Source organism: Hyphomicrobium sp. 802 (assembly GCF_000526135.1).
In the GTDB taxonomy this organism is placed as follows: Bacteria; Pseudomonadota; Alphaproteobacteria; order Rhizobiales; family Hyphomicrobiaceae; genus Hyphomicrobium_B.
Window position 1 is genome coordinate 716303 of the sequence record NZ_JAFM01000001.1, and the last position, 18324, is coordinate 734626.

The window sequence follows — 18324 nt, forward strand, 5'->3', positions numbered from 1 at the left end:
ACATGGTCATGAAAGCGCATGGCTATGTCGTAGGCGCCAGTGCTCAGTGGTGGGACAAGTTTCCGCCTGATGGCGACGAACTGCAGAAGATAATCGGCGAATCCCGCAAGGTGATCGAGCCGTGGCTGTCTGCTGTGTTCCAAGCCGAACATTTCAATCTCCTTGTAGGAAGCGGACTTACAACAGCCGTCAGCTTCGCCGCTGGCTCCACCGCAACAAACATGGGTAAGATCAAGTTCGGCACGAAGCACGATGTCGCAATCGACAAACATGCCGAGGCCTCGGCAAAGTCGATGCATCGCGGTGCAGCCAACATCGAGGACCAGCTTCGGAGCGCGCTCGCGGTTCTCGAAGGTCTCGAGGTGCTCGATCCTAATGAGGCTGCCGAGGTCCGGAAAGCCATCGACGCCAAGCTCTCCGAGTTCCTTGAATCGCTGCTGATCACGGAACAGGGCATTGCGCACGGCAAGGACAAGGAGAAGACAAATGTCGCGGCCTCTTTGCTCGTCTCCTTCCTGCTCAGCTTTGCGAGTCGCGCTGCATCCAGAGAGCGCCTTCACGTTTTCACGACCAATTACGACCGGCTTTTGGAGCACGGCTGCGATCTTGCAGGGCTTCGCACCATCGATCGCTTCGTGGGTAGTCTCAACCCCGTCTTCAGAGCATCACGCGTCGAAGTCGATGTGCACTACAATCCACCAGGAATACGCGGGGAACCCCGATACCTTGAAGGCGTGATCAGATTCTCAAAGATACATGGCTCGCTAGACTGGCATTTTAACGACGAGAGCCATCAGATTGTCCGCAAAGGCATTCCGTTCGGGGCAGGGGCGAAGCATTCGGAGGTGCCTAAGAACCCCCTCCAAACGGTGATGATCTATCCCAACCCAGCAAAGGATGTCGAGACAACTGAATTCCCGTATGCCGATCTCTTTCGGGATTTCGCGGCGGCCATCTGCCGCCCGAACTCAGTGGTGGTCAGCTACGGCTACGGATTTGGCGACGATCACGTCAACCGCGTTCTCGCGGACATGCTCACGATACCTTCGACGCATTTGGTGATCATCTCCTACGGCATCGACGAGCGCCTGGAAGCCTTCCTCGGCAAGGCCGGGCGAGCCGCTCAGACAACGCTACTCGTTGGCCCGCATTTCGCCGACCTTGCAAATCTTGTTGAGCATTATCTACCGAAGCCGTCGATGGACTACATAACGGGCCGCATGACGGAGCTTCTGAAGAGCCGGCCAGACGCCAAGCAGCCCTCCGAATAGCATTCGTGCCGCACAGCGTTGTCTGAGAGATTGCAATGACCACGCCGATTGAACGCCTTGCCGGACTTGTCATTGGAAGCGTCGAGTCGGTAGCACCGGATGAAATCCGTGTGCTCATCGACCTCGACGCGCCTCACGCCACGGCTTTGAACACGGGTGTGCCTTCGGCATTCCCAAGGCTGAATGGCTACGTCCTCATCCCGAACGAGACTGGAGCCACCGTTGGATACATCTCTTGGATTGGCATCGAGAGATCACCCTATCCGAAGAGGTCGGGACTTAAAGACTTCGGCCTTATCGACTTGCCCTTCCCATTGCGGAAGATGACTATCAATCCGCTTGGGACACTGACGACACGAAGGACGGACAAGTCTTCGGCTCCTCTGTTTGAGCTCCATCGAGGCGTTGCCGCCTTCCCGTCTGTCGGCGATCAGGTTCTCATCCCATCGCACGAACAGGTTCAGGCGATCGTGGGCGCCAACGAGCCCGACCGCAGGGTTCAGCTCGGAACATCTCCGATGGCCGGCCACGCGCCCGTGCTCGTTGATCCCGACAAGATATTTGGGCGACACCTCGCCGTTCTCGGTAACACCGGGAGTGGCAAATCCTGCACTGTGGCCGGCCTCATTCGCTGGTCTCTCGGCGCTGCCGATCGCGAACTCAAGGATAACCAACGGCCCAATGCTCGGTTCATCGTCCTCGATCCGAACGGCGAGTACGCCCGCGCATTTGAGGATCTGGGCGATCGCGCACGCGTCTACCGACCGGGTGATACTGACAATCCCTTCGTGCTTCCGGCTTGGCTTTGGAATAGTCACGAATGGGCAGCCGTCACGAACGCGCAGCCAGGGACACAAAGGCCGCTGCTCACGCAAGCTCTCCGAAATCTCAGGGCGGGGAGGGTGGTGCGAGAGCCAGCGCACACAAAGATTGTTCGCCAGGTTCGACTCTATCGCTCCAAGCTGAACGCATATCGCGCCGATGGTAGCGGTGCCAGCTTCACAGGCTTCCCAGGGGCCAAGAACGCGGGGCAAACCCTGCAAAACCTCTCCTCCGTCCTGCAGTCTTATATTGGTCTCGTCCCAGCGGGCCCCCAACAGCAGGGACTCCAAGCACTCGTCAACGCCGCCAACCAGACGGTCACGAGACGCATTTGGGCCAATGGAAACGGCTTTAACGACTTCGCAGTGATCGACTTCGAACCGATTGTTCTGTTATGCGACGACGCAGAGCAACGATTTCCCGCAGTCGCAGAAGAGAGTACGTCCGGCGAAGACCTCCCTTTGCCTTTCGACATCACTCAGCTCGCGGACACCATCGACGATCTTTCCGCTGACAACACCGGCAACGCAAGCATCGCGAACTTCGTATCATTTCTAACGCTCCGCATTCGCTCGCTGCTCGCCGACCAGAACCTAAGGAGCGTGGTCGCACCCGAGGAAGAGGTGGACCTGGAGAGTTGGCTGGACGACTACATCGGAGCGGATGATGCCTCTAACGGCCAGATCGCCGTGATCGACTTGTCTCTCGTTCCTTCGTCGGTGACGCACATAGTCATCGCTGTATTGGGCCGCCTCATCTTCGAAGCGCTGCAGCGCTATCGCGGCCAGCATGAGGACGGAAAGGCGCTTCCCACCGTGCTCGTTCTCGAGGAAGCTCATACCTTCGTTCGCCGCGGCAGTCGCGACGATCAAGACAATATGTCTGCATCCGTTCTGTGTCGCGAAGCATTTGAGAGAATTGCGCGTGAGGGACGCAAGTTCGGATTGGGCCTGGTTTTGTCCTCTCAGCGCCCGTCGGAGCTTTCGCCTACTATTCTTGCGCAATGCAACACCTTCTTGCTGCACCGGATCGTGAACGATAGCGATCAGGATCTTGTAAGGCGACTTGTGCCGGACAACGTTGGCGGCCTGCTGCGTGAGCTGCCGAGCCTGCCTTCCCGACAAGCCATCCTACTTGGATGGGCGACACCTATTCCAGTCCTTGTCGAGATTTCAGAGCTGCCGGCGACTCAGCGTCCACTTTCCGATGATCCCGATTTTTGGGATGTTTGGTCTCGAAAGGCCGTGCGCTCAATCGATTGGGAAGAGATGACGTCAGACTGGATCGGCGATGGCGACGGTGACTAAGCGTTTGCGCAAGACATGGGCATTTCAAGATGGAGAGCGCAGTGGGTACCTCGGCATCGAAGGGCCGGTTGACCTCCACAAGCGGATCTCGTCGGCGATTGTCGAGGCGGCGCTACGGATAGGTCCACTTCCGTTTTTGGGATGTAGCAGAACAAATATCTTCGAGTGGGCCCGCGGGGGTTCGAGGTTTTCTCACCTGCGAAACAGCACCATCATCGCTTTGGATTCCAGCTCTCGATCACCGTGCGCGATACTATCGATGCTGGCATTCTCGCTTGGTAGTGCAATCCCCGCTTTCCGCAATTCATCTATGATCTCAGCTGCCGGGCGGCCGGTGAGGGCGGCAACATTTGCGATGGGCGCCTGAGTGATGGCCTTCATCGCGAGCACCGGCGGCGGTCCGCCTTCGCTGCGCGAACCGGACAGCGAGAAGAATGAACCGGCCAAGACGACCACGAATGCCCCAATGATCGCGCGGGCGATCCCGCTCGAAAGAAAGTAGCGGGTAAAAGGCTTCCAGTTGACAAAGACGTGCAGGGCAACGCCCGTAATGAAGGCCCATCCAAGCCATTCATGCCCGAGCTTATTGAGGCCGCTGTCGAGATGGAAGAACATCAACACGCCCGTGATGCTCATAAAGGCGAAGGCGCCGATGGTGAGTGGCGTCGCCCATTCGCGTAACGTTTTCATTCAAGCCCCGTGCTTAGGAGATTTTGACCGCGAGTTCCGTGCCCCGCTTGATTGGCAGGGTCATTGATATGAATCCATTTGCCGGGTCGCGAATGAACTCGAGGAAATCCGGCTCGGCGTTGTCGTTGAGAACATAGCCGCCAACCCTGATCTGCGGTGCCAGGATTTCGATCACCTCGCGAGCGAGCGATGGGCCTGTTGGTGCGGGCCAGCCGTCAATCAAGGCAAAGTCTACCGGACCACCGATGTCGCGAAGTGTCTGCCGCGCGTCTCCAACACGGATATCGACGAACTCCTTCAGGCCGGCCGCATCCAGATTGCGGTAGGCGGTCTCGGCTTTGGCTGGAACGAGCTCGGAGCCGATCACCTTGCCGCCGCCGTTGTCACGGATAGCAGCGGCGAAATAGATCGCCGACATGCCGACCGATGTCGCAAAGTCCACGACACGGCGCGCGCCCATCTGTCGGCAGAGCAAGTAGATAAGATCACCCTGGTCGGGGTGAATGGAGAAACCGTAGTCGGCGAAGTCTTCCGCTTTATGTCCTTGCTGTCCCCTTGGTCCTCCGCGCTGAGGAAAACGTCGGTTGCTATTCATCGTCTCGATGACGGAGCGGACTTTCGGATCGCGGATTGGCCCGAAGGGATTGATGACGGGGACGGGCGGACGGCCTTGCGCACTTGTTTCCTCCTTCTTCGCGCCGATCGCGCGCCACTCGATGGTCAGGGGTTCGCGGAAGGCGAAGCGAACAAGGTGCCGTTCGATGACATCCCGAAGTTCGGACATCCGACTCGCATCCGGTGCCGAGAGCAAAATCCGTAAGACGACCTCATCCGAAGCATTGAGCGCGCATCTGCCCATTGGGAAATCGATCTCTCCTGCGCGCGCATCGAACTTGACGGGGAGCTTGTGGGCGAAATGCTTGCAGAGCTGCTGCAGATAGCGTGAGGCGTTCGGCGTTGCGATCTCCGCAACGCTCTGGTTGTTCAATGGGGCTTGGTCATTCATCAGGTGCGCTCCACAGCTTGCGCTGCTGCATCGAGCGCGGCGGCAATGGCATCGGCTGCAGTTTGATCGATGGCTCCGCGCCTCATCCGAAGCCGCATCGCAAGCTTCAGGTTCTCCATCGCGCGAATGACCGGAGCTGGAGCCGAGAACGGACCCTCTGAAGCCGCCTCGCCCGCGCGAGCGCCCAGCTCGTCGATCGCAGCGCGATTTGCTTTGAGAAACGCTTCGCCTTCCGGGGTGATGCGGTAGCGCTTACGGCCGCCATCTTCTGCTTCCACATGGGCGTAACCCATGTCGTCGAGCCACGACAGCGTCGGGTAAACCACACCCGGGCTCGGGCTATAGCTGCCGCCGAACTGCTCTTCGACGGCTTTGATGAGTTCGTAACCGTGGCTGGGCTGCTTCGCGATGCTCGCGAGGAGCAAGAGCCGAAGCTCTCCGTAGTCCAGCATCCGGCCGCCGTGTCGACCACCGCGATGGCGAGGATGTCTGCCGTGGTGCTCACGATGATGGTGTGGATGATCGCTCGATGGATTGTCGAAGGATCCGAAATGACGGCCTCTGCCGTCTCTGTGTTTGTCTTTCATGCGAGTTGATATAAATCTCGATATATCTAATTTCAAGACCTATCGAGATGTGTATCTCAGCTGCAAGTTAAGTGGCTGAAATTGAATATTATTTATTACCGTAAGCGGGAGAGACGGGCGCCTCCAGAAAGCCCAGCTGACTAAGTTGATCGGACCAAAGTTGATTGAGGGTGCCCATTTGCTTCAGCTTGTTGGCGGTCAATTCCGGCGGCTGGGAGCCTTCAAGAATAGCTGTGGTGATAAGCGGCGCGAGAAAGCTCAAACGGAAAACTCTAGTGAAGTAGGACCGCGTGATGCCGGCAACTTCGGCCAGTTCCGCGAGAGACATGTCTGTATTTTGCGCGACCATATCGTGAAAGTTCTGAGCCTGTCCTAAGAGCCGCACGAGACTGCGATCCGGATCGCGACGCTCCTCGGCTCCTTCAATCAATAGCCGCGTCTCCATACCGGTTCGTCGCACGCGCGCGGGAGAGAACGGTGACCGGACTTGCCGACGCCTCGAGTGGTCGCGAGAGGTCGAGATCCGGGGCCGTGATTTGCAGTAGCATAGAGGATCGGATCGCGACTTCTACGCTATCCGGCATCACGTCGATCCGTGCGACTAGGGCGTGGATCACAACGCGCTTCTGCGCGAAAGGCAGGGTCGTCCAACGCCGATCGAGGTCGGCCGCATGCTCGATCAATGCTTTCCGTGCCGCGACGGTTGAAGACCCGGCGGCATCAACGAGTACTGCCTGATCCCTCAGAAGGCTTTGAATCCGCTTTTCAACCAGAGCTTCAAGATCGGCCGCCGGGACGCGAGCGCCCGTGTTGGTTGCCTTGGGCGTCCGCGTTTGATGAGTGACTGGCGGATATAGTAGCGATAGCGAACGCCCTTCTTGTTGGCATGCGTCGGTACCATCCGCTCGCCATCGCTGTCATAGGCGAGGCCAGCGAGCAGGCTCGGCGCTGTCGCCGTTGACTGTGTCGCCCTCTCGATGCGGTTGTTGGCCAGCGCATCTTGCACTTCGTTCCAGAGATCTTCTTCGATGATGGCTTCATGCAGGCCAGGATGTACGGCTCCTTTGTGAACGATCTGGCCCCGGTAGATCCAGTTCTGCAGCATCAGATAGAGGGCGCCGCGCGCCATTTGCAGGCCGCCGCGTCGGGTGCCGTTGGCGCAGATACGGGTTTTGCTGACGATACCTGAGGCGTCGAGGTCGTCTTTGAGGACACGCACCGACCTCAGGGCCGCATAGCGCCGGAAGATATGGCGCACTGTTTCGGCCTCTTCCGAATTGATGACAAGCTTGCGATCTTTCGCGTCGTAGCCGAGCGGTGTCATGCCACCCATCCACATGCCTTTGGCCTTGGATGCAGCGATCTTGTCGCGGATACGTTCTCCCGTCACCTCGCGCTCGAACTGCGCAAACGAGAGCAGCATGTTTAGGGTCAATCGACCCATCGATGTGCTCGTATTGAACTGCTGAGTTACTGATACGAACGATACGTTCTTGGCGTCGAAGGCGTCGACAATCTTGGCAAAGTCAGCAAGCGAGCGTGTCACGATCGACTTTATAGACGACGACTGTATCGACCCGACCAGCTTCGATATCTAACAACAGGCGGCGCAGTGCCGGCCGTTCCATGTTACCGGGTGAAGGTACCCTTATTTTATTGGCGGCCTTCCTGCTTGAGATAGACTGCGACTTAGACTCGGTTCCGATAGCAAGCGATGACATTATTAAGGACTCCGCGGTTTACGGCGCTAGAATTGGCGCTCGCACCACCTAAAACCCCGCAGATTGCGAGGTTGACCTCCGCACCTCCACGGCGGGTATCAATACGCGACAGCAATGCGTGCTTTCGGAACGAAATCCAGTCGTTCTAGACCGAGAAATTGAAATGTCGTGGCCGGTCCGTCTTATCGTATTTAATACGGTTAAACTGATAAAAGACGTTTCAACTGGATTTAGATGCCAGCAATTCAATCAGGTTGCCGTGCATGTACGTTCGCCTCATCTTGGTGGGCGCAGAGCCTGCACGGATGTTGGACTTCTGTCGGGTTTGTCCGCAACACGGAAGTTTCGTCCGCTCCTTCTGGGTTAAGGGCGATCCTTCAAATATTGCTATGCCGATGCTGACTCCGAAAGCGATATACACCAGTGATCTGCGAGCTTCACCGCTGACCTTCAACGATATCTTTGACCTTGAAGGTAACGACTTGGGGCGCATCCATATCGCCGTTTGAAGGCCCTATTGAATGTCGATAAATCGGAAAATCCCCACCTCTGTGCCAATTCTCCAATAGATTCGCTGAGCCCAGTCGGAGACGACAACTCCTTAGCGATGTGATTCAAACGTTCCGCCATGACGTAGGAACTGAATGTCGAACCGGATCGGGAGAACAGTTTGTGCACGTAACGATCAGAAACACCGTACTCGTTGGCAACGTAACGCGCCGAAAGCCCTGGATTCGAGAGGTTCCGATCAATGAAGGTCAGAAGAGCTTGATACTTGTAATATCGTCGTGATTTGGCTTCCTCTTCGTCAGAGGAAGGTACCAAGCCGCCGGTCACCACAGGCAACAGGCTGACACATGCCTCATACATGGCCCTTAATTCAGCGGCCGAAGAACCCGCCATATGCTGCGAGAGATAGGTCAGGCAGCTTGGGAGGGGACCACGCAATCGCGCTCCTCCCAAAACGAGGGCATCCGTGATGCTGGCAATATGTGAAATTCCGGCCAAATCGCCATTGGGCACAAAAAACGCGATACTATCATGCTCTTTGTCCTGAGCGGACCCGACAGACATCTTCGCAGGCTGAGCAGTATCGAAAATGACCAGATCGCCGCTTCCGGCAACATGGCGCTGATCGCCCTGCTCAACATAAAGACTTCCCGCCAGCATGTAGACGATCATTAGCCCCTGTGATGACGAACGGGATATGTCTTGGCGAGATCGAACGGCGACATGTTGCGTCGCCTTGACACGTTTGATCCACGCGCTTCCCAAATCCATGCGCTCGACCCGCGCCGCAAACTCTGCTTCGCGATTTGTCTCCAACTCCCACGGAACGTGTGCGCTGGCGATGGCTTGGCGGAACACGCCAAATGCACCATCGACCATCGGGTGTTCTTCGGTATCGAACACTCGTACTCGAGCATCGAGGTGGTCAGAAAACTTCGAGTCCGTTAGTGCCATTACATCTCTCGTATTGGCTCCGTTCGGTCTACGCACGAACCGTTCGTTGAGCGCCCAGTTTAAAGAAAATCAGCGCAGATCAAATAAGTTCTTCTTCTTTTTAATCCAGTCGGCGCTCTGGCAAAAGGTCACTGCAATCTCTTGTCAGCGCATTGGTGAGAACCCCAGTGGTGACCTGAAGGAGTTGCCCACATTTTCGGGCATCGATGGGGACGTATCGAATGACTAAGTATCGCTTTGGCAGATTTGCGCTCGTAGGCGCGCTGTTTTGCGTGATTATCGCAGCGGACACGTCGAGTGCACGTGCGGTTGAGGGTGGCCAGTACGGTGCGCCGCTCGGCGGAACAGATATCCGTCAGGCTTATTTACCTCCCACACCCGGGCTGTACGGCGGTATCGTTGGCATCGATATAGCGGCGCCGACCTACGCTGGTGATCATGGCGAGTCTACGAGACGGCCTGCCTTTTTATATTCCGAGATTGGCGGGATTGGCCTTATGTATGTCTATCCCATAAAGCCATTCGATTTTACGATCGCATCATCAATTCAAATTCAGTACGCGGGTTCGGTTCAGGAACTGACCATTAATGGCCGCCACCTGAAGGGATTCGCAGCGGATTTTGGCGATAGCTACTCGGATTTGATTTACGCAAGCCGATATCTCGGTCTTTTTGGAGCGACCCCGGGAAACAATCCGAAGTATCGCTATGGCCTCACTGCCGCCTTCGGCGTCGGTGCTGAGTTACCTATCGGGGCCTATACGAAGTCGGACTTCGTCAACATTGGCAAGAACACATTCATTATAGCGCCGAACGCCGCGCTCACTTACCTGACGGGTCCGAATTTATCGTTCTTCGATGGTACGGAGATCAGCGCTCGCTTTTTCTATGATACGAGCTGGGAGAATTCGGCAACGCACTATTCTGGCGGAAACCTGATCGATCTCGATTATTCAATTTCACAGCGGTGGGGTAATTTCCAATTCGGCGTTGCTGGCGTCTTCGCCCAGCAATTGACAGCCGACTATACTACCGCGGGTTTGGTTTCACCGAACGGAAATAAGTATACGAAAATCGATCTTGGACCGGTTTTCGCTTGGGACTCTCCTGAACTCGGAACGACCTTCAAATTGAAGGCGCTGTTTCCCATCGAGCATGCAAACAGCTACGACGTGAACACCGTAGTTCTGTCCGCATCGAAAAAGTTGTGGTGACTTTCGGCAGGTTCTCTCCGTGTTTGTCATGGGTGAGATATCGCCGGCTAGCTATTCGCTAGATCAGATCTCTCGTCCTGGGCGCAGCTACTGCTGGCCCAGGCACATGTTTTAACCAGCACTATCGAGGAGAGCCGATGGCTTCAGCCATAGAGGCAATGGCCAGTGTTCGCGAAAGCGGAAGTGACTGTGCGATCAGTTTTCGAGGGGTCAAAAAGACCTTTCTAGCGAGCTCCGGGAGTCGGGTCGAAGCGCTGGCACCAACGGACATCGATATCGCGAAGGGCTCATTTGTTGCGATTGTTGGGCGATCTGGCTGTGGCAAGTCCACGCTACTGCGCCTAGTCGCGGGTCTTGACCACTCGACGTCAGGGATCGTGAGAATTTACGGGGAGGTTCTTTCCGCACCGGCACGGAATGCCCGTTATGTCTTTCAGAACTATAGAGAGTCCCTTTTTCCATGGCTCACGGTGGGCGAGAACGTACGTTTCGGTTTGCGGCACTCCTATCGTCCCCTGACGGGGCGCAGGGTGGGAGAAGAGCGCGAACTAGATCGCTATGTTGAAGAACTACTCGCCGAAGTATCACTCAACGGAATTTCAAGCCGCTATCCTTCCGAGCTCTCCGGAGGCATGCAGCAGCGCGTCGCCATTGCGCGCGCATTAGCGTCGCGGCCCGATATTCTTCTGCTCGACGAGCCGTTCAGTGCCGTCGATGCGTTGAGTCGTGCGACGCTTCAGGATCTTGTCTTGAAGGTCTGGCGTGATCACGCGCTCACCGTCGTATTGGTTACTCACGATATCGACGAAGCCCTCTATCTCGCAGACCGGGTCATCGTCCTGGGGGAACATGGCGCGGGTATTCAGAAGGACATCCAGGTGCCGCTTGTACGTCCTCGCGGCCAGGCATTTACGAAAGAAGATCCGATATTCCTAGCGCTTCGTCGCGAGGTGCTGGCGCTCGTCATGGAGAAAGCCGCGTGACAGTTGTTGCTCCATCGACACACGAATATTCGTCGAAGTCGCGAGCCTTTGAGCGCGCCAATTCTGCCGATATATCCGACGAAATGTCTCATGCACCCGCATCTGTGGCGAGTGCGCAACCGCCTCCGAGCAATCGAGCCATTAACGCTCTCCGATTTTTCCTGCACAGCCGTGCTCTCGGTGGACGGTCCTGCTGCTCTTGATCTGCGCCTGGCAGTTAGCGTCCTTGGTCAAGTACAATCCAACCGTCTCGTCCCCGTTGATGGTTATGTCGACGCTTGTAGAGCAACTGGCGGGCGGAGCGCTGCTTTGGGCGTTACTAGATACGCTTCGTCTTCTGGCGATCGGCTTCGCCATCGCCGCACCGCTCGGGATTGGCCTGGGATTCTTGATGGGCCGGGTGCGGGTAGCCTGGGCGTTACTTGAGCCTATCGTGGAGATTGCCCGTCTGCATCCCACGACCGCAATCATTCCCGTGATCATCTTGTTCCTCGGAATTGGCGACGCAATGAAGATTACCGTCTTCATTCTGACCGCGATCTTTCCGATGGTCACATCCGCATATGCGGGAGCTCAGAGCCTATCGCCGACGCTCAGGGAGACAGCGGAAACATTTCAGCTCAATTGGTGGCGGACCCAGTGGGAAGTGGCCTTGCCGGCCGCTACGCCTTATCTCCTACTCGGTATGCGTCAAGCGCTTGGTGCGTCCCTGGTGATGGCGGTCGTCGTCGGCATGCTCGCGGGCAATAACGGCATTGGCTTCTACATCCTGGAATCCCAGCAATCCTTCAACATCAATGAGCTCCTTGCCGGAGTCGTGACGGTCGCGGCCGTTGGCTACGCGATCAACTTTGTCTTTCTGATCCTCGAACATCGCCTCACCCGCTGGCGTCGGACAGACGCGGCACAGCCTCGATAAGGAGTCACTCAAGGTGGAAATCGGTCTCTATAGTTTCGGCGACACATATCCAAATCCGCATACGGGTTTGCGCCAGTCTGCCTTGGACAATCTCAGAGAGCTTCTCGAACGCATTCGTCTTGCCGACCGTCTGGGTCTGGACTACTTCGGCCTCGGAGAACATCACAGGCCAGACTTCTCGGTGAGCGCCTGTTCCACGGTGCTTGCCGCAGCCGCGGCGACAACAACGTCCATCAAGCTGGGAAGCGCAGTTATTGTCCTGCCAACGGACGATCCTGTGCGCCTTTATGAGCAGTTTGCCACCTTGGATCTGCTCTCATCGGGACGTACCGAACTCGGCGTCGGCTCCGGTGGGTTCCTTGAGTCTTACAAACTCCACGGATTGAATTTCGAGGACCGATACGCGATTTTTGACGAGAAAATCGAGCTTCTCGCAGCTATCGACGCATCTGAAACCGTTAGCTTCTCCGGCGAGACACGCTCACCACTTATTGACGCGGTGGTATGGCCACGCCCCTACAAGGGGCACTTGAGCATCTGGCAGGCAACGGCGGTGGATGAGCCTGCGCTTGCACGCGCGGCTCGGCTGGGCCTCTCTGTTCAGATCATGGCGCAGTCTGCCCAGCTCGGCGAACTGGGGCGCCTTGTCGATGTCTATCGCGCTTCTAGCGCACGAGCAGGATGGAGCGCAGAGCGACGGCGAGTCACGCTCGGAGCCTATGCCTATATTGACGATAGCGAGAGGAAAGCCATCGATACGTTCTTTCCGCACTATCAGGCTTACGTCGCAAACATGCGGGTTAACCGGGACAAGCCGGCGCCAACGAGAGAGCAATACGAAGAGACGGTCGCAGATCTGAACTCAAATATCATTGTCGGAGATGCCGAAAGCGTCGCGCGAAAGCTTGCGCACCAACACAGGGTTGTTGGTCATGATCGGCATATCTTTCAGATCGATTGGCGCGCAGTCCCGCACGTCGACCAAATCCGCGCCATTGAAATTCTTGCCCATGAAATCGCACCGGCTGTCCGTGCGCGGCAGTCCGATCTGGTTGCTGCCCCGCATTGACTCTGACCTCAACCCCAACCCAACACAGAAAGCAGTACGAAATGTTCTCCAGTAATCGACCCGTTTTGTGGTTTTTCGCATCTGCGCTTGCCGCTCTTTTATGGGGTCCGGGCGCCTCCGCCGCCTTTGAAGCAGCTGCTGCGGCGACGCCGGCCAAGGTGCGCGTCGCGCTGACCCCGGGGATTTCGTGCATCGCCATCGCAAAACAGGAGGGCTTCTTTTCCCGTCAGGGACTCGACGTCGAATTCATCGGACTCGCCACGGGAAGTGAGACTATTGCCGCCGTCCAAGGCGGAAGCGCCGATCTAGCCTATGCGGACACCTTCGCAGGAGTGAACGCTATCCATAACGGCTTCAAAATCGTCTTGACCGCTGGTGCCAACGTTACGAGCCCGGCAGTCAATTATCTCGTGCGGTCCGATAGCGATATCCATGGGCCGGGCGACCTTACCGGGCGGACGCTGGGCATCGGGGGGGTGCCTTTTTTTCGCGTGTTCGCTCATGAGTTTCTCAAGAGCTACAAGGTCAATCCAGCCGACGTGAAATTCACTATCGTCAAACAGTGGACGGCACTTCCTGAAGCTCTTGCTAATGGCTCGATCGATGCAATCCAATCGTTTGGGTACGAGGTTAGCTATCTCAACAGCGGCCAGGGCAACGGTTACAATTTCCGAACCATCGCTGATCCCAGCACATCCAAATACCAGAATGCGCACGCGGTTCAGGCTGGGTGGTGGACCTCGGCCGCCTGGGCGGCAGACAATAAGGATGCCCTGCATCGTTTTGCTGATGCGTTCCGTCAGTTTGCCGGCTGGTTCAACCGGCTCGATGCCAACAGACGAAGCGTGTTGGCACTCAAGTTCAATCACATCGATTACGTGGCGCTTGCTGGCGGCGATGCAGTGAAGTTGACGAACTTGGCACTTCTCTCGATGCCTATTTATGTCGAAGGTCCCATCGACGTTTCGGCCACGCAACAGTGGATCGATACCGGGGTCTCGGTCGCGCCGGGGCAAGTTTCGGCGGGCGTCAACATTTCCGAACATCTTTGGCCCACGGCGAATTGAGGCCGTCGTGTCTACTGTGCGCCAATACCCATCCTGCAAGGCACGCCTCTCCAGCGTGACGCCGGTGACCTTTGCGGCATCTGCTGCTTCTTCATCAGATCTAGAGGTCCCCGTCGCGAGCTTCGTAACCTAAAGAGAGTGATCATCATGTCATCTTCAAAGAGACAGCTAAAAATTGGCTATTCGATCTGGCCCACCGGTCATCACCGTACCGCGTGGCGTCTTCCGGAGGCCGTAAATACTGGCACCGCTGATCCCGATTTTTTTGCCGAGACGATTCTGACTGCCGAACGCGGTCTGTTCGATTATTTCTTCATTGGAAACTCGGTCAAGAGTGATCCCGAATCTTCTCGAGCGAGCGGGAACGAGGTCTTTAAAATAGAGGGTTACACGCTCGGCGGCTACGCTGCAGCGATAACGCGCAAAATCGGCATCGTTGTCACGATCAACGTAACCTATTCCGATCCTTACAATACCGCTCGGGCAATGGCTTCGCTCGATCATTTAAGCCGCGGTCGGGCCGGTCTCAACGTGGTGACGGGAATATCAGGTTCGAACGCCTCGGGCAATTTCTCCCGGGAAACGCACCCAGACACAGCTGACAAATACGCTTGGGCCGACGAGTTCCTCGACGTGTTTAATGCGCTCGTCGGTAGCTGGGAAGACGACTGGCTGGTCGACGATCGACGGAATGGCGTGTTCCTCGATCCATCCAAAGGACACCGGATCAATCATACGGGCCGTTTCTTCAAGATCGCCGGACCACTCAACGTTCCGCGGCCGCCGCAGGGCCGGATTCCGATTATTCATGCAGGGACAAGCGAGCAGTCGTTTGAGCTCGGAGCAAAATATGCGGACATCAGATTTAGTCCTTACCGGAGCTGCGAATGGAACCGCGCTTATTACGATAACATCAAGGGCCGCTTGGCCACTTACGGCCGTAACAGAGACGACCAATTCATTCTGCCTGGTTTCACGTTTTTTGTAGGCGAGACCACACGTGAGGCACGTGAGAAATATCGTCAGGTGCAGAATTTCACGCTCAACGAATATGCGCCGCGTGCGGTCTCGGATTTCCTTGGAATCCATGTTGGAAACGTGCGCGACAGTGACAAAGTGCTCGACGTCATAGACCTTGAAAAGCTCCGGCAGGACGCGGTTGCGGCACGCGAGCGGGCAGGGGGCAGCATCGAGTCTCAGGGCGCCAGCCAAGCCATCGAGCGGTTCACAGGTAACAAACTTTGGGCCCTGGAATTGGCGCTCGATGCCTTTGGCGATCCCGAAGCCGTCACCTTCCGTGACCTCCACAACTACGTCGCGAACTTTCCGGGCAATCAAGCCCCCGTCGTTGGGTGCGGGAAGGACGTTGCCAACTGGATCGAGGAGCGTTTTGAGAACCGAGAATTTGACGGCGTAAAAGTCTTCCCTCCATATTCGCGCCGCCCCCTTGAGGCGTTTGTTGATCTGGTTGTGCCGGAACTCCAAAGGCGCGGGATCTTCCGGACGGAATATGCAACCTCAACCTTGCTCGGTCATCTGGGCCTCGGCGGCGTGAAGCGTCAGAAGGTGGCTGCGTGATGGCGCACGCCTCGGATAGGGCCGTATCCTCGAGGATAATATCGGCTGCTGTTCTTCTTTCGCTTCTCGACGGTCCACGCCACATCGTCCTGCTCGATGTCCGGGCGCTTAAAGGAGAACCGAGCCTACGGCCGGACTACGAGAGCGCTCATATCCCCGGCGCGCACTTTGTCGAGCTGTCTGAACAATTGCAGGCGCCAGGGGGAGGAATGCGAGGTGCGCGGCCGCTGCCAGATCTCGTCAAGCTCCAATCCGACATCCAGCGTTGGGGAATTCGACGTGACTCGGTCGTGGTTGTTTACGGCAGCGGTACGGCAGGGGCGGCCGCCCGCGCTTGGTTTGTCTTGACATGGGCTGGCGTGCCCGACGTGCGCTATCTCGACGGTGGACTCGCCGCCTGGATCGCTGCCGGCGGGAAGACCACCAGTAACCTCCCGGCTGATGGCGGTGGCACGTTCCACATCCGCGAAGCGTGGCAGCTCCCGACGGCAAGTGCTGACGAGATCGCGATCTTGCTGGACAGCGGGGTCCCAGTTTTTGATGCGCGGGGCTCTGCAATGTTTGCAGGAGACGGCTCTCCCCGGAGCGGCCATATCCCTGGGGCGGTGAATGTTCCTTCGTCCGAGCTTCTCGATAAAGAGGGATTTCTGCGCCCGAAGGATGAACTTCGCGCTCTGTTCGCAGCGCACGGCGCGCGCGTCGGTGACAAAGTCGGTGTCTATTGCGGCGGTGGAGTGGCTGGCGCGCTCGAAACTCTTGTCCTTCGCGAGATCGGCGTCGATGCTTGGCTTTTCGTTGGGTCTTTTTCAGCATGGGCTGCTGATCCTCTCCGAATAGTCGCGAGCCGTATCGCCGATCGCATAGAGAAGTGAATTCAACCGACCAGACGCACTGCGGGCGACTGCTCGCGAATCGGGATGGGCCTCCTAGGCGATCACACGCCGGTGGGATTAGGGACAACACTATGGATAAACTCAGCAACGTCGCAGACGATCATTTACTCATTCCGCGCCGAGATCAGCTCGAGGCAAAAAAGTGCTCGGAGCACCGACCACGCATTCTGCTTCTTTACGGATCGTTGCGTGAGAAATCATATAGCAGGTCGCTGACTTCCGAAGCCGCTCGCCTGCTCAACAGGCTCGGCGCGGAGGCGAGAATATATGATCCTACCGGATTGCCGCTTCCAGGAGCGGTAGCCGATGAGCATCTGAAAGTACAGGAACTGCGCCATCTGACTTGGTGGTCGGAGGGTCAGGTATGGTGCTCGCCCGAGAACCACGGCGCTATGAGCGGCGTCCTCAAATCCCAGATCGACTGGATACCATTATCGATCGATGGCATGTACCCGACGCAAGGAAAGACCCTGGCGGTGATGCAGGTCAATGGCGGCGGCCAATCTTATAATGCCGTCAACCAGATGCGGGTGCTGGGTCGTTGGATGCGGATGATCGCTATCCCGAACCAGGCGTCTGTCCCGAAGGCCGCCGACGAATTCGATGATAGTGGTCGCATGAAGCCGTCGGCTTGCTACGACCGCTTGGTCGATGTCATGGAAGAGCTTGTCAAATTCACATTGTTGCTCCGGGATAGCACCGTCCACCTTGCTGACCGCTACAGCGAGCGGCTGGAAAGCGCAGAAAAGCTGTTCAAAGCCCGAGGTTGATGCCTGCTTCGCACCGTGTTCGGTGTTTGGCTACGGGAACCCCTTCCTGCGAGTGTCCATTGGCACTTACTAACCTCGCGCGCTCTGTAAATGTCGCGAAGGAATTGTCTGACATTCTCAAATGACTGGACTGGAACCTGACGATGATCATTGCACACTATGCCCACCGGTTGCCCGCCGATTACGACGTCAGTATTTTGCGCAAAAGAGCTCGGGACCGGGGTCCTTTTTGGAATGACTTCCAGCAGCTTTACTTCAAAGCTTTTCTGCTGCGTGAAAGAGGGCATTTCGGGGCGCGGGCGAATTGCTACTCGACGCTCTATCTCTGGCAACACGACGAAGCGCTTCGCGACTTTCTGGCGGCCGGTCACTATCAGACGGTCACCGACAGTTTTGGCCGCGCCGAAATCCATACTCCTCTCGTCCTCGACGCTCGCAAGGGTCGCGCCGAGTCGGCGCAATTTGCCTCAATGAAAGAGTTCGATATTCCTCTCGATGGTGAACTGACAGATGCCCTTGCCGCCGAGATCAGGCGAAACAGCGAGGCCGCAGCGGAGCCAGGTGCAGTGGCGGCTGTGATTGCTGTGGACACGAAGAACTGGAAGTTTACTCGCATTCTGCTGTCGGTTGATGAGCCGACGACCAAAGAGTGCGGAATAGTGCACCAAGTACTGCACTTGGCCCAGCCGTTGTTGAAAACTTTGAAACCAGGCGTGCGCGACCAGGGGTCATAATACGCGTGTAATCTTTCCTGCACCCGCATGGACCTTCAATCAAATGCGACGTCCAGCGTAGTTCACAGTGATCAAATGGCGTGGCCGTTTGTTCAGACGAAATCCGTACCGGCTGCGACGTAGGCTGCATGCCGGAACAGCTCGTTCGGCGGTGCAAAGCCGGATCCAACTTAGTCGCTTAAAAACCCCTCAAGGGGATGAGCGGTTTACCGGGGATGTAAGGCTCGAT

At 56.9% G+C, this 18324-nt stretch carries 18 protein-coding genes; 11 read left to right on the forward strand and 7 right to left on the reverse strand.

All coding sequences use genetic code 11. The annotated features are described in order from the left end of the window. The first annotated feature begins 2 nt into the window (after window positions 1–2). Both HYP802_RS0103585 and HYP802_RS0103590 read left to right on the forward strand, forming a co-directional pair. On the forward strand, window positions 3–1271 hold the full coding sequence (locus HYP802_RS0103585; protein WP_024275138.1) for an SIR2 family protein: 1269 nt from the start codon (window positions 3–5) through the stop codon (window positions 1269–1271). Window positions 1272–1306: 35 nt separating this feature from the next. Further along, window positions 1307–3400 carry an ATP-binding protein gene (locus tag HYP802_RS0103590; protein WP_024275139.1) on the forward strand — a complete coding sequence of 698 codons (2094 nt, stop codon included), beginning with the start codon at window positions 1307–1309 and terminating at the stop codon, window positions 3398–3400. Window positions 3401–3592: 192 nt separating this feature from the next. Here HYP802_RS0103590 and HYP802_RS0103595 read toward each other — a convergent pair whose 3' ends face one another. From HYP802_RS0103595 to HYP802_RS0103615, 7 genes are all read right to left on the reverse strand, one after another. After that, window positions 3593–4090 (reverse strand): DUF4405 domain-containing protein, encoded by a 498-nt coding sequence (locus tag HYP802_RS0103595; RefSeq protein WP_024275140.1) that lies wholly within the window; start codon window positions 4088–4090, stop codon window positions 3593–3595. Between the two features lie 13 nt (window positions 4091–4103). Then, window positions 4104–5096, reverse strand: a complete 993-nt coding sequence (locus HYP802_RS0103600; RefSeq protein WP_245261440.1) for a DUF2218 domain-containing protein — start codon at window positions 5094–5096, stop codon at window positions 4104–4106. Then, window positions 5096–5548: a PadR family transcriptional regulator gene (locus tag HYP802_RS0103605; protein WP_051463104.1), complete on the reverse strand. Its 453-nt coding sequence runs from the start codon at window positions 5546–5548 to the stop codon at window positions 5096–5098. The genes HYP802_RS0103600 and HYP802_RS0103605 overlap by 1 nt, the downstream gene beginning before the upstream one ends. A gap of 223 nt (window positions 5549–5771) precedes the next feature. Continuing rightward, window positions 5772–6113 carry a helix-turn-helix transcriptional regulator gene (locus tag HYP802_RS23920; protein WP_245261441.1) on the reverse strand — a complete coding sequence of 114 codons (342 nt, stop codon included), beginning with the start codon at window positions 6111–6113 and terminating at the stop codon, window positions 5772–5774. A gap of 312 nt (window positions 6114–6425) precedes the next feature. Further along, window positions 6426–7229, reverse strand: a complete 804-nt coding sequence (locus tag HYP802_RS23925; RefSeq protein ID WP_051463107.1) for a recombinase family protein — start codon at window positions 7227–7229, stop codon at window positions 6426–6428. Next, entirely contained in the window at window positions 7210–7404 is a 195-nt protein-coding gene (locus tag HYP802_RS24155) for a recombinase family protein (RefSeq protein WP_348622897.1), read from the reverse strand. The genes HYP802_RS23925 and HYP802_RS24155 overlap by 20 nt, the downstream gene beginning before the upstream one ends. 450 nt (window positions 7405–7854) lie before the next feature. Next, the gene (locus HYP802_RS0103615; RefSeq protein ID WP_035575661.1) at window positions 7855–8868 is read right to left on the reverse strand and encodes a helix-turn-helix domain-containing protein; all 1014 of its coding nucleotides are present in this window, start codon (window positions 8866–8868) and stop codon (window positions 7855–7857) included. Between the two features lie 272 nt (window positions 8869–9140). On the opposite strand from HYP802_RS0103615, the gene HYP802_RS0103625 reads away from it, so the two are divergent. The 9 genes from HYP802_RS0103625 to HYP802_RS0103665 all read left to right on the forward strand — a co-directional run bounded on the left by HYP802_RS0103625 (window position 9141) and on the right by HYP802_RS0103665 (window position 18095). Continuing rightward, the gene (locus tag HYP802_RS0103625) at window positions 9141–10082 is read left to right on the forward strand and encodes a transporter (protein WP_197022710.1); all 942 of its coding nucleotides are present in this window, start codon (window positions 9141–9143) and stop codon (window positions 10080–10082) included. A 137-nt stretch (window positions 10083–10219) separates the two neighbouring features. Next, on the forward strand, window positions 10220–11065 hold the full coding sequence (locus HYP802_RS0103630) for an ABC transporter ATP-binding protein (RefSeq protein ID WP_245261443.1): 846 nt from the start codon (window positions 10220–10222) through the stop codon (window positions 11063–11065). 268 nt (window positions 11066–11333) lie between these two features. After that, window positions 11334–11984 carry an ABC transporter permease gene (locus tag HYP802_RS0103635; protein WP_035575664.1) on the forward strand — a complete coding sequence of 217 codons (651 nt, stop codon included), beginning with the start codon at window positions 11334–11336 and terminating at the stop codon, window positions 11982–11984. 13 nt (window positions 11985–11997) lie between these two features. Continuing rightward, complete coding sequence (locus HYP802_RS0103640) at window positions 11998–13053, forward strand: LLM class flavin-dependent oxidoreductase (protein ID WP_024275148.1); 1056 nt, start codon at window positions 11998–12000, stop codon at window positions 13051–13053. A 41-nt stretch (window positions 13054–13094) separates the two neighbouring features. Continuing rightward, complete coding sequence (locus HYP802_RS0103645; RefSeq protein WP_081740933.1) at window positions 13095–14120, forward strand: ABC transporter substrate-binding protein; 1026 nt, start codon at window positions 13095–13097, stop codon at window positions 14118–14120. A 147-nt stretch (window positions 14121–14267) separates the two neighbouring features. Continuing rightward, window positions 14268–15698 (forward strand): NtaA/DmoA family FMN-dependent monooxygenase, encoded by a 1431-nt coding sequence (locus tag HYP802_RS0103650; protein WP_024275150.1) that lies wholly within the window; start codon window positions 14268–14270, stop codon window positions 15696–15698. Then, window positions 15698–16570 carry a sulfurtransferase gene (locus tag HYP802_RS0103655; protein WP_029670749.1) on the forward strand — a complete coding sequence of 291 codons (873 nt, stop codon included), beginning with the start codon at window positions 15698–15700 and terminating at the stop codon, window positions 16568–16570. Before HYP802_RS0103650 ends, HYP802_RS0103655 begins: the two co-directional genes overlap by 1 nt. A 92-nt stretch (window positions 16571–16662) precedes the next feature. Continuing rightward, the gene (gene arsH / locus HYP802_RS0103660) at window positions 16663–17361 is read left to right on the forward strand and encodes an arsenical resistance protein ArsH (RefSeq protein WP_024275152.1); all 699 of its coding nucleotides are present in this window, start codon (window positions 16663–16665) and stop codon (window positions 17359–17361) included. Between the two features lie 143 nt (window positions 17362–17504). Beyond that, window positions 17505–18095 carry a DUF4865 family protein gene (locus HYP802_RS0103665; RefSeq protein WP_024275153.1) on the forward strand — a complete coding sequence of 197 codons (591 nt, stop codon included), beginning with the start codon at window positions 17505–17507 and terminating at the stop codon, window positions 18093–18095. The last annotated feature ends 229 nt before the right edge of the window (window positions 18096–18324 follow it).